Origin of the sequence: Vreelandella venusta (assembly GCF_015689495.1) — a bacterium.
Taxonomy (GTDB): domain Bacteria; phylum Pseudomonadota; class Gammaproteobacteria; order Pseudomonadales; family Halomonadaceae; genus Vreelandella; species Vreelandella venusta.
Window position 1 is genome coordinate 2190864 of sequence record NZ_CP065135.1, and the last position, 15255, is coordinate 2206118.

General features: G+C 50.0%; 15 protein-coding genes. 7 read left to right on the forward strand and 8 right to left on the reverse strand.

Annotation, left to right across the window (positions count from 1 at the left end):
* Positions 1 to 80 precede the first annotated feature (80 nt).
* Together IR195_RS10490 and IR195_RS20540 are read right to left on the reverse strand one after the other, a co-directional pair.
* Positions 81 to 536, reverse strand: coding sequence for an anti-virulence regulator CigR family protein (locus IR195_RS10490; protein ID WP_206049709.1), 456 nt, complete (start codon positions 534 to 536; stop codon positions 81 to 83).
* A 165-nt stretch (positions 537 to 701) separates the two neighbouring features.
* Complete coding sequence (locus IR195_RS20540; protein ID WP_277395566.1) at positions 702 to 1094, reverse strand: prepilin-type N-terminal cleavage/methylation domain-containing protein; 393 nt, start codon at positions 1092 to 1094, stop codon at positions 702 to 704.
* A 258-nt stretch (positions 1095 to 1352) separates the two neighbouring features.
* Between IR195_RS20540 and pilB the strand changes: the two genes are divergently transcribed.
* The 6 genes from pilB to IR195_RS10525 are packed head-to-tail and all read left to right on the forward strand — an operon-like array spanning position 1353 to position 6998.
* Positions 1353 to 3065, forward strand: coding sequence for a type IV-A pilus assembly ATPase PilB (gene pilB, locus IR195_RS10500; RefSeq protein WP_241006830.1), 1713 nt, complete (start codon positions 1353 to 1355; stop codon positions 3063 to 3065).
* Between the two features lie 6 nt (positions 3066 to 3071).
* Positions 3072 to 4301 (forward strand): type II secretion system F family protein, encoded by a 1230-nt coding sequence (locus IR195_RS10505; protein ID WP_206049711.1) that lies wholly within the window; start codon positions 3072 to 3074, stop codon positions 4299 to 4301.
* A gap of 55 nt (positions 4302 to 4356) precedes the next feature.
* Positions 4357 to 5202 carry a prepilin peptidase gene (locus IR195_RS10510; protein WP_146943533.1) on the forward strand — a complete coding sequence of 282 codons (846 nt, stop codon included), beginning with the start codon at positions 4357 to 4359 and terminating at the stop codon, positions 5200 to 5202.
* Positions 5203 to 5242: 40 nt separating this feature from the next.
* Positions 5243 to 5839: a dephospho-CoA kinase gene (gene coaE / locus IR195_RS10515; protein WP_206049712.1), complete on the forward strand. Its 597-nt coding sequence runs from the start codon at positions 5243 to 5245 to the stop codon at positions 5837 to 5839.
* A 39-nt stretch (positions 5840 to 5878) separates the two neighbouring features.
* Positions 5879 to 6112, forward strand: a complete 234-nt coding sequence (yacG, locus tag IR195_RS10520; protein WP_083004574.1) for a DNA gyrase inhibitor YacG — start codon at positions 5879 to 5881, stop codon at positions 6110 to 6112.
* A 13-nt stretch (positions 6113 to 6125) separates the two neighbouring features.
* Entirely contained in the window at positions 6126 to 6998 is an 873-nt protein-coding gene (locus tag IR195_RS10525) for a DNA replication terminus site-binding protein (protein ID WP_206049713.1), read from the forward strand.
* Positions 6999 to 7029: 31 nt separating this feature from the next.
* Here IR195_RS10525 and IR195_RS10530 read toward each other — a convergent pair whose 3' ends face one another.
* A complete protein-coding gene (locus IR195_RS10530) occupies positions 7030 to 7371 on the reverse strand; it encodes a hypothetical protein (protein WP_125748130.1) in 342 nt (113 codons plus the stop codon).
* Positions 7372 to 7741: 370 nt separating this feature from the next.
* Between IR195_RS10530 and IR195_RS10535 the strand changes: the two genes are divergently transcribed.
* Positions 7742 to 8575 (forward strand): helix-turn-helix transcriptional regulator, encoded by an 834-nt coding sequence (locus IR195_RS10535; protein WP_125748133.1) that lies wholly within the window; start codon positions 7742 to 7744, stop codon positions 8573 to 8575.
* Between the two features lie 78 nt (positions 8576 to 8653).
* Here the strand turns inward: IR195_RS10535 and IR195_RS10540 are convergent, their stop codons facing one another.
* The 5 genes from IR195_RS10540 to pheA form a co-directional block, all read right to left on the reverse strand.
* Positions 8654 to 9028 (reverse strand): histone-like nucleoid-structuring protein, MvaT/MvaU family, encoded by a 375-nt coding sequence (locus IR195_RS10540; RefSeq protein WP_206049714.1) that lies wholly within the window; start codon positions 9026 to 9028, stop codon positions 8654 to 8656.
* A gap of 287 nt (positions 9029 to 9315) precedes the next feature.
* Complete coding sequence (rpsA, locus tag IR195_RS10545; RefSeq protein WP_125748140.1) at positions 9316 to 10992, reverse strand: 30S ribosomal protein S1; 1677 nt, start codon at positions 10990 to 10992, stop codon at positions 9316 to 9318.
* Positions 10993 to 11176: 184 nt separating this feature from the next.
* Entirely contained in the window at positions 11177 to 11866 is a 690-nt protein-coding gene (cmk, locus tag IR195_RS10550; protein ID WP_206049715.1) for a (d)CMP kinase, read from the reverse strand.
* The gene (locus IR195_RS10555) at positions 11856 to 14147 is read right to left on the reverse strand and encodes a bifunctional prephenate dehydrogenase/3-phosphoshikimate 1-carboxyvinyltransferase (RefSeq protein ID WP_146943539.1); all 2292 of its coding nucleotides are present in this window, start codon (positions 14145 to 14147) and stop codon (positions 11856 to 11858) included. Before IR195_RS10555 ends, cmk begins: the two co-directional genes overlap by 11 nt.
* Before the next feature lie 11 nt (positions 14148 to 14158).
* Positions 14159 to 15250 (reverse strand): prephenate dehydratase, encoded by a 1092-nt coding sequence (pheA, locus tag IR195_RS10560; protein WP_038484667.1) that lies wholly within the window; start codon positions 15248 to 15250, stop codon positions 14159 to 14161.
* Positions 15251 to 15255: the final 5 nt, after the last annotated feature.

The window sequence follows — 15255 nt, forward strand, 5'->3', positions numbered from 1 at the left end:
TACTTGTGGTTTCACGTTACCCAAACGTCAGCTCAGCTTAAGCGGTGGCACATGGTATTACCATGACGTCATGCAAAACATTAACGCAACGCATCAACCAGCACATCGACAACGATACGGGTCGCCGCCTCAATTAACACGACATCGGCCCCTACACGCTCCCATTCGTAGCCGGGGTAATGGGGAAGCTGAGATGCCAACGGACCATCGAAGCGTTTTGCAATTCCAGGAGGCAGTGGTTTACCGCGTTCTAAGTTGCGCTGAATACCCGGCGGCAATGGCTGAGCGCGTGGCACATCGTATTGCCGCAAGAGACGCAGCAATTCAACTTCGTTAATACGAGGAAGGTCTACAACGCGTTCATCGCGATGGCGACGCTCATGTCGGCCTATATCCTGGCCGCCACGCTGACGCTCGAAGTGAGGACTGTGGTCTCTAACACCATGGGCAGGTGCGTGTGCTGGCTGCGCGACTGCCGCTACTTGCCAAAGCAAGGTGCAAACTAACAGGCAAGCGCTAATAGGAATTGATTTCATTATCGGCTCCTTGTGACCAGGAGCATTAAGTATAAAGAGCAAATGCGCAGGCAGTGTGAAGATTGAGCAATATTAAAACACGGTCAAAAAACCTGCAGATACAAAAAACCATTAGCTGGCACAACGACCAAAGCTAATGGTTAGATTTTAACGTAATGCACACTATTACTCATTATTCAGAGAAATTATCCCGCCTTCAGACACATACACAGTTTCCTGACGATCCTGAGTTAAAACTTCAATAGCTTCTGATAGTTGGTTATCTGCAGCGCCGGCAAACACATTAAACAGCTCGTCAACATCCGTATTTTCAGCACATGACTGAAAGCTGAATTCAGGCGCGCCCTCTCCGAGAGACGCTTCCGCGATTGAAAGTGTTCGATATGAGTTGAGTTCTCCAACACATGCTGAAGCCTCGGAGCGGTCCAAGTAGCTACCATACTTGGGTACACCAATAGCCGCCAGGATGCCGATAATCGCGATGACTACCATCAGTTCAATGAGAGTAAAACCACTTTGCTTGTGAATTATAGTTATTTTAAAAAATCTTTTTTTCATAACACTTCTCCTTTGTTCGATTAAACTTCCCCTTCAACAATATGAATGCGATAAGTGCATTAAACAAACCCATGCCACAATGTTTAACAATACCAACAGCTTCTCGATGCTATATTGAACTAACAATAGCAATCACATCGTTACATTTCCGTTGACCATTAATAATAATTAATAGTCAACATAAAAAAGCAAAAATAAATATGATTGATCTTAGCCATAAACAATTTATCCCCCATGCCAACGCTGAGCCAGATAGCCATGCATAGCGGTCCGCACGGTATCGCTAAACGGCTGGTTGAAAACGGCGAGCTGACCGATGCTCAGGCGACTGTCGCGGAAAACACAGCAACAGAGCTTGATGTGTCGTTGTTACAGCACCTGGTTGATAGCGGGCTAGTAGAATCAGGCGCAGCAGCGCAGGCCGCTGCCTGGGAGTTTGGCTTGCCGGTCGTTGAGCTAGATGTCATTCGTATAAATGCGCTGCCACCCGCCAACGACTATCCCGTTAACTTATTAGAGCGTCTAGAGGTCCTTCCCCTGGCACGCCATGGGCATCGACTGACGGTAGCTGTACCCTACCCCGCAACGCTAACCCAGCTAGATGAGCTGCAATTCGCTACCGGGCTAAGTATCGATGGAGTACTGGCTCCCGTTGATCAACTTAAAAGCACTCTAACGCAGTATCTAGCGCAAAATGAGCGCAGCATGCTAGATGAATTGGACAACGTAGATGATGCGATCAGCGCGTTGAATATTGTTCAGCAGGACGAAGATGAGGCAACCTTAGACAAGGCAACAAAAGAGAGTGAAGATGCCCCCGTCGTCAAATTCGTCAATAAAATACTCTTAGATGCTATCAACCGCGGCGCTTCCGATATTCACTTTGAGCCTTATGAAACCCTGTACCGGGTGCGCTTTCGTATTGATGGCATGCTGTTTGAAATTGCCCGCCCACCTTTTGCGCTTCGGCACCGCATTGCGGCTCGGGTAAAAATCATGTCTCGGCTGGACATCTCTGAGCGGCGCCTACCCCAGGATGGGGCAATCAAGCTGCAGCTTTCACGCACTCACTCAATTGATTTTCGAGTGAACTCACTGCCCACTGTGTTTGGTGAAAAAATAGTGCTGCGCTTGCTAGATCCTGCCACTGCTCAACTCTCTATCGAACAACTAGGCTTTAGCTCTGAACAACAGGCCGTTTATGAACACGCGCTTAAGAAGCCTCAAGGAATGATTCTGGTTACCGGGCCTACGGGAAGCGGTAAAACAGTGACGCTTTATACAGGCATCAACATTCTTAACCAAATTGAGCGTAATATTTGCACCGCCGAAGACCCAGTAGAAATTAAAGTGTCGGGGGTCAATCAGGTCAACGTTCTTCCTAAAATAGGTCTGAACTTCGCTAGTGCTCTACGTGCCTTTTTACGCCAAGATCCCGATGTCGTCATGGTGGGCGAAATTCGTGACTTGGAAACCGCCGAAATTGCCGTGAAAGCAGCCCAAACGGGACACTTAGTGCTATCTACCGTACACACAAACTCCGCCGCTGAAACACTAACCCGCTTAGCAAATATGGGCATCGCTTCCTATAACATCGCCAGCTCGGTTAGCTTGATCATTGCCCAACGCTTGGCACGCAAGCTATGCAGCCTATGCAAAACCCCCGCACAGATTCCTGACGAAGCACTGCGTCAGGCTGGCTTTAGCCAGCAGGACATTCGCAACGGCACGATTTATTCAGCCGTCGGCTGTAAACACTGCACCCAGGGCTATAAAGGTCGTATTGGTATCTATGAAGTGGTGCCTGTTACTGATGCCATGCGCCAGTTGATTATGCGTGATGTTGACGCGCTGAATATCGATCAGCAAGCACGCCGCGAAGGTTACCCTAGCCTTTATCAACGCTGCTTAAGTCGTGTGCTGGATGGCAGCACTAGCTTGGCAGAAGTTAACCGCATCAGTAAGGAGTAACGCGCCATGGCCAACGCTAAAGCCCTCCGCAAAAAGCCAACGCCGCTGCACCGCTGGAGGTGGGAGGGTAAAGGGCCACAAGACCGAGCCATGCGCGGCGAGCTGATTGGCCGCACCAAACCCGAAATCATTGAGCAACTGGCTAAGCAGCGTATTGTCGCGACAAAAGTCCAGAAACGTAGCAGCTTTGGTGGGCGCAGCAAGGTAACCAACGTCGATATCATGATTTTTGCACGGCAAATGGCCACTATGGTGCGAGCAGGCATCCCTATTCTTCAGGCGTTACAAGCCGTTTCGGAAAGCCTAAAAAAACCCGCGATGGTGGCTCTAACCCAGCACATCATGGAAGACGTCTCTTCGGGCGATAGCCTTTCCAGCGCCATGGCCAAACATCCCAAACAGTTTGACCGCCTGTTTGTTAGCCTGGTAGACGCTGGAGAGCAGGCTGGTGCGCTTGACCAAATGCTGGAACGGATAGCCAGTTATAAAGAGAAAGTCGAATCACTCAAAAGTCGTGTCAAAAAAGCCCTGTGGTACCCCACTGCGGTGATGATCATCGGTGTTGCCGTGACCATGCTGCTACTCATCAAAGTCGTGCCCGAATTTGAGAATATGTTTCAGGGTTTTGGTGCAGAACTACCAGCACTCACTCAATTCACAGTTAACCTATCGAACATGGCCCAAAAGTACTGGTTACAAGCAACTTGTTCCCTAGCCGTCAGTGTCGTGCTGCTGAAAACGGCAGTGCGGCGCTCACCACGCATCGCTTATCGGCTAGACCGCCTGATGCTTCGCCTCCCCCTCATTGGCGATATTTTACACAAATCGGCTGTCTCACGATTTACACGCACTTTAGCGACTACCTTTACGTCTGGGGTGCCACTCATTGAAGGACTCGAAACTGCCGCAGGTGCAGCAGATAATCGAGTATATATAAAAGCGATTCATGACGTACGCCAAGATGTGACCACTGGACAACAGCTGCATTTCGCCATGCGTATGACCAACCGTTTTCCAGCACTGGCAGTTCAAATGGTGAGTATTGGTGAGGAAGCTGGCTCGCTGGATGCTATGCTTAACCGAGTCGCCGATTACTACGAAGAAGAAGTAAATAATAAAGTAGATGCCCTGACCTCGTTAATGGAACCGATTATTATCGTTGTTCTTGGCGCGCTAGTGGGCGGCGTTGTTGTCTCCATGTATTTACCTATTTTTGAAATTGGCACCGCACTATAAATAAACCGCTCATACGCACGTCCCCAACAAGCACTTCCCCAACAATTGGAATACCATGGGTTTACCGTCAAACTGTTACCTCTTTTTTGCTTTACTAATCGGCCTCTGCTTTGGCAGTTTTCTTAACGTTGTCATCACTCGTTTACCCGTTATGCTAATGCGCCGTTGGCGTAATGAAGCACGCGTCTCTCTTGAGCTGGTCGAAGAAACATCCCCCCGCTTTAACCTTGCTACGCCAAGGTCAATGTGTCCACGCTGCGAACAACCCATTGCCTGGCACGATAACCTACCTTTAATAGGCTGGCTAAAAAGAAGGGGAAAATGCGCCCATTGCCAAACCTCCATCAGTGTACAGTACCCCTTCGTTGAGCTGATGGGCGGACTACTTGCAGTAGTCGTTGTGGCCTTGCATGGCCCAACGCTAAACGCAATGTTTATCTATGGCGCTTGTGTCACGCTACTGGCCTTGGCAGTAATCGACTTTCGTACCTATTTACTCCCTGATATGTTAACCCTTCCGCTATTATGGGCTGGCTTAGTTTACCAATTACTCTTTCAGCCACAGCTGCTTTCTGGCGCTGTCATCGGCGCAATGGCGGGCTATCTTGTGCTATGGGCTTTCTACTGGGCTTTTAAGCTCATAACAGGTAAAGAAGGCATGGGGTTCGGTGATTTCAAATTACTCGCTGCCCTTGGCGCTTGGGTAGGTTGGAGCATGTTACCGTTGCTGCTTATTTTATCTGCGGGAATTGGCGCAGCCATAGGATTAGCCGCTCAAGCTCTATTTCCTCAACTGCGCGGCCAACCTCTCCCCTTCGGTCCCTTTCTTGCGCTGGCGGGCTGGATTTGCATACTGGTAGGCAACGAGTTAATGGCGCTCTATACGTCGTTGCTGTATTAAGCCTAACGTCGGTTTTGATTCAATTTTTTGGGGAGCATGCATGATCATTGGACTAACAGGCGGTATAGGCTCGGGAAAGTCTACCGTTGCCCGTGCATTTGAAGAACTGGGGATTGGCTGGATAGATGCCGATGATGTCGCGAGAGAAGTCGTTGCCGTTGGCGAACCCGCGCTAGCCGCTATTACCGAACACTTTGGCAGCGACGTATTGAACCTCGACGGGACACTGAATAGGTCAGCACTGCGTAGCATCATTTTTGAAGATCCTGCGCAACGGCAGTGGTTAGAGTCTGTCACTCATCCCAGAATACGCGAGCGCCTGCTTTTGCATCTAGACCGCCTGCAGGCGCAGTCGCCTTATGTGTTATTAGTGTCTCCTCTGCTTTTTGAGTCTGGCCAAGATAAACTGGTTGATCGTACGTTAATCATTGACGTACCCGAATCGCTGCAATTTGCACGTACGCTTGCCCGCGATGGGGTGAGTGAATCTCAGGTGCGTGCTATCCTCGCCGCCCAACTTCCGCGCGCAGAACGCCTTGCTAAAGGCAATGATGTCATCGATAACAGTGGTGACCATGCGAATATGATGCGCCAGGTCATCCAGCTGGATCGTTATTATCGCGCCGAGTGCACTTAACGACGTGCTAGAGACGCACTTTTGAAACAGGAGTTTGTCATGCCTACGCCAGCGAATGATTCACCGCTTGAGGTTGCTTGCCCGCAATGTGGCAAGAAAGTTATTTGGGGGCCAGAAAGTACTTATCGCCCTTTTTGCAGTAAACGTTGCCAACTGCTTGATTTGGGCGCTTGGGCAGAAGAGTCGCATCGTATTGCAGGTGAATCTGCTATGGATGAGGCGGACTTAGATACCCTGCTTGCTCAAGCAGATAGAGACGCACCTCTTTCTTGAAGGCTCACCCAATATGACTGACGCCACGCTACCTTTATATCATCAACTACATGAGCTTGATGCTCACTTTGATCAATTGGTAGCCAACATTGAGTGGGCTGCAGCGCTATACGAATTTAACCCACCACCTACTTGGCGATTCCACCCAGAAGCGAATGATTCTACTTGGCTGCGGGAAGCACTGCTGGACATGTGGCACCAGCAGGGACAGGATGGACGAGAAACGCGTAACTACATTGCGGTCATCGCTGCTAACGATGACTTATTAGAAGCGTGCCATCAAATTAACCACGCAAAAGTAAATATCAGCGATTTACTCGCACGCATTAAGCAGTCTCATCCAAACGCGTTGAACGATGCCAAGTCTCGCTTACCGAACCGTCACCCGCATATCAACGAAATACTTCGTAAAAGCGGATTCGCACGGCTCCACTTGAAACAGTGCTGGAGGCAGCTCCCCATTGCCCCTGCGCCAGTATCCAGAGTTAGGCTAGCGTGGTACAGCAGCGGTCGCTCAATCAAACGCGTTAGTGTTCAAGAGGCTGAGCAAAAATTATTACAGCTAGACAGCGATGCTCCACATATTCGTATACAGCTACGCAAGCTCGCCAGCATTCCCAGTGGAGAAATATTGGCACAGGTACAAACCCAAGCTCCCTTAATGCGAGCAAATCTATTTTTTGTCGAACCGCTTGCGGATGGACACACGCGACGAGCACTTAATATTGCAATGCCATTAATTGTGCCTGCAAATGAAGGGCGATTACCGCATCTTAAAGCCCCAGCAGAAACGCCTCCAACGGCTCGCACAAGAGCTAAGCGGAGTGACGAAAAATTAGAAGATGAGGTATATTTACCTAGCTTACGCATCTATCGGTATCGCTAGCGAGCCTCCAAACCTCATAAAATCGCATTATTCACGCTGCTGGCACATCGTCAAGCTTCCACTGCTTAGACGCCAGTAGCGCGTGCACGACTTCACTAACATCTTGCTCCGACAAATCGTATTCGCCAATCAGCACTTTTAAGCGCTGCTCAAACAAACGCTCTTGCTCATGAGAGTGTGCCGCTTCGTCTGCTGCTTGGTCGTCAGCCTCCAACGCCGCAATTGAACGTACTGGCGGTCCCGTTGGAATATTGAAATCGCTGTTAGGGTCTTCTAACTGGCGCAGCGCCTGCGCGAAGGCATCATCCAGCTCACGAAACTTACGTAGCTTTTCACGCTCATCTAGCTGTTTTTGAACTTTTTGATATTTCATCGATGTTTCATTTACACCTTACTTGAAATGAATGACAAGTCTGCTGAAACAGACCTTTTTCCGGCAAAACTGTGCCCAAACGCGTAAAGCCTCTGAGCAAACTTGCCTTTGCTCTCTGTTGCCAGCATAAAGGCATCACAGCTTAGTATTAAATAAGCTGCTCACGATATAAAACAGGATGCTCCTACTGGCAGAGCAAAAACGCCCAGTTAAGCAACCTAAGGTGGCGCATATAGCGGCAAATTCATCTAGTAGGCAAGCAGCAATGTTAATCGCCTATTAGATTACTAGCAACGCAAGCACCGGGATGGTGCATTACAGGTGAGATGAGTAACGCGACCTGTACGACTTAAGCATAGGAGGCCAGATAATGTTCAATGCAATGACGCGAGCTGAGATCTGGCTGCAAGACACTCTCGATAAACCGCTTGGAATCGAAGACCTTGCTAACCACTTAGGATACTCAGCATCACAAGTACGCCGACAGTTCCGCCACTGCTTCAACATTTCACCTAGTGCTTACCGTGAAAAAAGGCGCCTTGAGCGAGCCGCTGTCTTACTTTCACTCACCTCACAAAATATAGCGCAAATCGCTATTCGTTGTGGATATACTAATCACTCTTCTTTCTCACGCGCATTCCAACGCCGCTATCGAATGTCACCCCGCGAATACCGCCAAGCGGTAAGCAGTCTGTATCTTCTGAACAGACCTGACAAAAAGCTCACGATCAGCATTGAAAGAAACCGTCCCGCACATGTAGTTTTAATGCGCTTATACCAAGCGCCAGACCACATTCATGGGCTAGGCAACACAAAGTATCACGCCAACCATTTAGGGCACCTACAAACCCTACTAGAAACATCTACCCCAACCATGGTGTTGCCAGACCTTTTAACAGAGAAAGTGACGGCCGCTGTAGAAGAACCTACTCCAAACCACACGAGAACTGATATCGGGCTCTATTTAGAGAATAGAAATACTGCCAAATACCTAGCACTGCCTGTCAACTACCGTCGGGTAGACATTCCTTCACGCTACTATGCGAAAATATATTTCGATAACATTTCACAGTTATCTTATATAATGTCTGAAACCCTAGTGGCATTAATGGATGAAAAAAAACGTTTAAATATCAGCGGTGATGCACCGCAAGTGTTATGGCATCCACACCATATTGAGCTACGAATACCTTTATCTGCCTAGCCGGTTGGGATAATTTTATATCCGCTCTCATCAAACCAAAACCGGCACTTCTGGTTAGAAATGCCGGTTTAAAAAGACTTAGTCTTCCATACGCTCTAGCCAGGATTCGACGGTTTCATCACCATGCTCATCTTTCCAGCTGCGTAGGCCTTTATGATTGCCGCCTCGGGTTTCAATCACTTCACCGGTATGCGGGTTCTTATAAATCTTCAGACGACGCTTACGGCGTGTGGAGGATGCAGCAGCACCTTTTGAACCACGTTGATCCGCGCTAGGATCCAGCAATGCAATAACATCAGAAGGACGCTTACCGAACTCATTCATTAGCGCTTCAAGCTTAGCTTTAAATTCAAGCTCGCTTTTCAAGCGCTGATCACCTTCCAAACGCTGTAAGTCTTCTTGCAGTTGCTTTAGCTGCTGTTCCTTTTGAATATACTCATTTAATAACGACATAGGGATTCCCTTTAGCAGAGGTTTAAACAGCGCGAGTTAATCAATCGATCAACTCCGTACGTACGAGTTCAGGATGCGCGTACATTATTGCTTTAAACGCGCTAGCTGACAATAGTTTAGTTGATTTTAGCTTAAATACTAATCGATTTTTATTGCTTAATTGAAACTATAAAAATTAGATTTATACTCAAGTCAAACATAGGCTAGTGATCTATTCTACATCGTATATATTCATAAAAAAACGCCGCCCATTAGGGCGGCGTTTTTCTAGGCAATCAACTACTTAATTAGTCTTGGCCCATCTGCTGTTTGATCAGATCACCGATAGTGGTCGGGCCACCTACTTCCGGCTCTTGATCACGCAGTTTCTTCAGATTTTGACGAGTATCATCTTGCTCTTTCGCCTTAACCGACAGACTGATCTGACGGCTCTTACGATCAACGCTTACGATACGCGCTTCAATGCTGTCGCCTTCATTCAGCACGTTACGGGCATCTTCAATGCGGTCAGCACTGATTTCAGACGCCTTGAGGATAGCAATAACATCCGTCGCTAGCTCAACGTGTGCTTCTTTGGCATCAACTTCTACGATACGGCCTGTAACGATGCTGCCTTTGTCGTTAACCGACAGATACTCAGCTACTGGATCGGAATCCATTTGCTTAATACCTAAGGAGATACGCTCACGCTCAGGATCGATTGAAAGAATGACGGCTTCAGCTTCGTCACCTTTCTTGAAGTTACGAACAGCTTCTTCGCCAGTTTCTGTCCAAGAAATATCAGACAGGTGAACCAGACCATCAATGCCGCCTTCAAGGCCGATAAAGATACCAAAGTCAGTGATAGACTTGATGGTACCTGAAACACGGTCACCCTTGTTGTATTCAGCGTTGAACGTTTCCCACGGATTAGCAGTACACTGCTTGATACCCAGAGAAATACGACGACGCTCTTCATCGATGTCAAGAACCATAACGTCAACATCGTCGCCCACTTGGACAACTTTAGACGGATGGATATTCTTGTTAGTCCAGTCCATTTCTGAAACGTGAACCAGACCTTCGACGCCCTCTTCCAGCTCAGCAAAGCAGCCGTAGTCAGTCAGATTAGTGACGACTGCGTGTACTTTGGTGCCTTCCGGGTAACGGTCTTTGATATTGACCCAAGGATCTTCACCCAGCTGTTTAAGACCTAGCGATACACGATTACGCTCACGGTCAAACTTCAGCACTTTGACGTTGATTTCGTCGCCAACAGCAACGATTTCAGACGGATGCTTAATGCGCTTCCACGCCATATCAGTGATGTGCAGCAGACCATCAACGCCGCCGAGATCAACGAAGGCACCGTAATCAGTCAGGTTTTTAACGATACCTTTGATTTGCTGACCTTCCTGCAGGGTTGCCAGCAGCGCTTCACGCTCAGCACTGTTTTCAGCTTCCAGCACAGCACGACGCGAAACAACGACGTTGTTACGCTTCGGGTCAAGCTTGATGACTTTGAAGTCTAGCTCTTTGTTTTCCAGGTGCGCAGTGTCACGAACCGGACGAACGTCAACCAGAGAGCCCGGCAAGAAGGCACGGATAGAGTCGACGTCGACTGTGAAGCCGCCTTTGACTTTACCGTTGATCACGCCCTTGACGACTTCGTCTTTCTCGAAGGCTGCTTCCAGAATCTTCCAAGCTTCTGCGCGCTTGGCTTTTTCACGGGACAGACGCGTTTCACCGAAGCCATCTTCTACAGCTTCAAGTGCAACGTGCACGTCGTCACCGATAGCGATGGTCAGTTCACCGTTCTCATCGCGGAATTGTGACGCAGGGATCTGACCTTCAGATTTCAGACCAGCGTTAACGGTAACCCAGTCACCGTCAATGTCGACAACTTGAGCCGCGACAATTGCGCCTGGCTCCATGTTAATGTCGTTAAGGGACTGTTCAAACAGTTCAGCAAAGCTTTCGCTCATGGTTTTCCTACGTGATCAACGTTGTTGAGGCATAAATGCCTTCTCCGTACCACCAGCAAGTACGGGCCTAATGTCATTCAGCCTTTGGAGGTGTTAGCGCTGGTTAGACCTGACCGGGCTCTCGGATATGGAGTTATCGCCCTGCCACGTCGTGACACCTTTCCAAAAACGCCGCAAGGGAGAATCAACTGCCGCTTACTATGCCACGTTGGTCTAGTAATTCGGTCAACTGATCAACCACTTCCGGTATGCTCAGGCATGTGGTATCAAGCGTTATGGCATCATCTGCCGGCTTGAGAGGAGCCACACTGCGCTGCGTATCGCGTGCATCGCGTGCCTGAATCTCCTTTAAAAGACTCGATAGACTAGCATCCACCCCTGCTTCCTGCAACTGTAGATGCCTCCGCCTAGCTCGCTCCTGCGCACTTGCGGTTAGAAAAATTTTCAATGGAGCATTAGGAAAGACGACAGTTCCCATATCACGACCGTCGGCTACTAGGCCTGGCGGTTGTTGAAAATCTCGCTGACGCTGAAGCAGTGCTTCACGAACTTGCGGAAGAGCCGCGACACGGGATGCACGCTCACCAACCTGCTCTGTGCGTATCGCTCGAGAAACGTCTTCACCTTCTAAAAGCGTTTGAGACTGCCCACCTTGTACCGGGAAAGCGACATCAAGCTGCTCAGCAAGCAACGCCAACGACGCCTCATCATCCAACGCTACGTCATGCTTTAAAGCTGCTTGAGCAGTAAGCCGATAAAGCGCCCCACTATCTAATAGGTGCCACCCCAGGCGTTCGGCGACCAACCCACTGATGGTGCCTTTACCTGCACCACCTGGTCCGTCAATCGTTAGCACGGGGGCTTTATTCGGCATTAGCTCCCTCCACACTCACCTGCATACCGATACGCTGCGCCAAGGTCACAAAATCAGGGAAAGAGGTGGCCACATTTGCGCAGTCATCAATAATAATCTCATCGCTTGCACGCAAAGCGGCGATTGCAAACGCCATGGCAATACGGTGATCACCTAAGCTGTCTATACGCCCGCCACCGTAGCTCGCCACAGAATCGTCGGCATTACCAACAATATCAATGCCATCTTCAACAACTGTGTGTTCAACGCCTAGTATTGCCAGCCCATCGGCCATTGCCTGAATCCGATCAGACTCCTTGACCCGCAGCTCTTCAGCACCACGCAAACGTGTTTTGCCTTGCGCGTTAGCGGCGGCGATAAACAGTGCGGGAAACTCATCAATGGCAAGCGGTACTTGATCAACCGGGATATCAATCCCTTTTAAAGGCGCATAGCGAATCCGGATATCCGCCACCGGCTCACCGCCTACCTCGTGCTGATTTTCAAGCGTTAAGTCAGCCCCCATCAAGCTGAGGATGTTAATCACACCAACACGCGTAGGATTGATACCTACGTGCTCAAGGGTAATGTCAGCCCCTGGCGTAATAGCTGCAGCGACGAGGAAGAATGTGGCAGAAGAAATATCAGAAGGAACATCAATTGGGCTTGCCGCCAGCTTACCGCCCCCTTGAAGCCAACAAGTATCGCCCTCGCGCGAGACCTGGTAGCCAAATCCATTAAGCATACGCTCTGTATGATCACGAGTTGGCGCGGGTTCACGCACGCGAGTCTCGCCTTCAGCGTACATGCCGGCTAGCAGCAAGCAGGATTTCACCTGCGCACTGGCCATGGGCATGTCGTAGTAAATGCCCTTCAATGGGGCGCCACCTTTAATTTTAAGTGGCGGACGCCCGCCTTCAGCGGTGTCGATAGTCGCCCCCATCAAACGCAGAGGGTCAGCAACACGCCCCATTGGCCGCTTGGTAAGCGATTCGTCACCGGTTAGCTCACTGTCAAACGCTTGACCTGCCAATAGTCCAGCAAACAGGCGCATGGCAGTACCTGAATTGCCCACATACAGGGGGCCTGCCGGAGCTTTCAAGCCATGCATCCCTACGCCATGAATAGTCACTCGCCCCTGATATGGTCCTTCAATGGCAACCCCCATCTCGCGAAAAGACTGCAGTGTCGCAAGACTGTCTTCACCTTCAAGAAACCCTTTAACCTCAGTGACTCCCTCCGCCAGAGCACCCAGCATAATGGAGCGATGGGACATTGATTTATCGCCCGGCACGCGCAGACGGCCTTGCGCCTGGCCGCCCGGCTGCACGCGATAAGTCACTTTACCGTGTGGTTGCATATGATATTCCGCCTGATAGCTGGTTTTATTCAATAACGTGTCGAAATAATGGCGTGCATGACTGGCACGATCAAACGTTGCAATAAGCGCATCGCTATCGCCGCTTTCTACCGCTTTCCGCAACCGAGCGAGCCCCGCCTCAAAATCATCTAACGATGACAAGACAGCGTCTCGGTTGGCAATAAAGATATCTCGCCACATAACAGGATCGCTGCCCGCGATTCGGGTAAAATCACGAAACCCACCGGCTGCATAGCGAAAGATTTCTAACCGCTCATCTTGACGTGCCAGTGTATCGACCAACGAAAATGCCAGTAAATGCGGTAAATGACTGGTACGTGCCAACACTTGGTCGTGCCGCTCTACACTCATTTGCAGTACGTCTGCGCCAGTGGCACGCCATAATGCTTCAACCCGTGCAAGCGCTCCTGCGTCGACATTCGGCTCCGGCGTTAGTATCACTTTGTGATTGATATAGAGGGTCGAGTCTGCTGCGGCAACACCACTTTTTTCAGAGCCGGCAATAGGATGACCTAGCACTACCGAAGGGGGCACCTCGCCGAAGGCACGCACAACACAGTCACGGATCGTCGCTTTCGTGCTGCCCACATCGGTAATTACCACGTTTTCAGACGCACGGTGAAGCGAACCCGCCAGGGTGGCCATCACACTCTCCATGGCCAATACCGGCACGGCCAAAACCACCATGGAGACGCCATCAAGCAGTTCTGCTAACTGTGAACTGCCATGATCGATCACCCCTAAATCAATCCCCAAGGCAATCTCTGACGCATTGAAGTCACACGCAGAAATATGCCCTTTGAAACCGGAGCGCCGTAGCGCGGCAGCCAGCGACCCTCCGATCAAACCAAGGCCAACAATTAGTAGGTGTGACTCTTGGCAAGATGACCGAACGCCGGCGCTAGATTCCAACGCTTGCACCACACACTCCGTCACAGCACGCCTAGAGGATAGGAGCCAAGCACACGCAGCTCAGAAGCACGTAACCTGACTTCTTCGAGCACTGCTGCTACCTGCGGCTCATCTCGATGCCCTTTGAAATCGATAAAGAACACATAATTCCAAACACCAGTCCGCGAGGGCCGTGTTTCGATCCGCGTTAAATCAATGCGGTGACGATGGAACGGTTCCAGCAGATCATGCAATGCACCGGGTTGGTTTCGCATAGCGACAACAATTGAGGTTTTATCCTCGCCAGATATCGGCACATCTTGATTACCAATAATCAGAAAGCGCGTGGAATTATCAGGGCGATCCTCAATTTTTTCGGCAATGCGCTCTAGACCATACAGCTTGGCCGCCATATCTCCGGCAATTGCTGCACTGTGCCACTCTGTTTTGACCAGCTTGGCAGCTTCTGCGTTAGAGGAAACTGGCACCCGCTCAGCGTGGGGATAGTGAGCATCCAGCCATTTACGGCACTGGCCAAACGACTGCGGATGGGAATAGATGCGTGAGACCTTATCCCGACGCGTGGTTTCGCTAATCAGCAGGTGGTGGTGAATGCGTAGTACTACTTCACCGCAAATCTTGATTGACGAGTCCATAAAGGTGTCGAGCGTGTGATTGACGACCCCTTCGGTGGAGTTCTCTACCGGCACCACTCCATAATGAACAGCACCGGCCTCCACTTCACGAAAGACTTCATCAATCGCTGCCATCGGCATACTGACAGCACTTTCACCAAAGTGCTTAAGCGCCGCCTGCTGAGTAAAGGTACCCTCTGGGCCTAAGTAAGCAACTTTGACAGGCTGTTCCAGCGCAAGGCACGCCGACATAATCTCGCGAAACAGCCTTGCCATCTCTTCTGAGTCTAGCGGGCCTTGATTCAACGACATAATGCGGCGCAGCACCTGCGCCTCCCGCTCAGGACGATAAAATACAGCGTCTTTATCTTGAGCAAGCTTAACGTGTGCCACCTGCTGGGCGCAGTTGGCGCGCTCACTAATCAAGCGCAGAATATCGCCATCCAACTGGTCGATACGTTGACGTAAGTCGTCTAAATTAATCGGCGTATCGGACATGATGG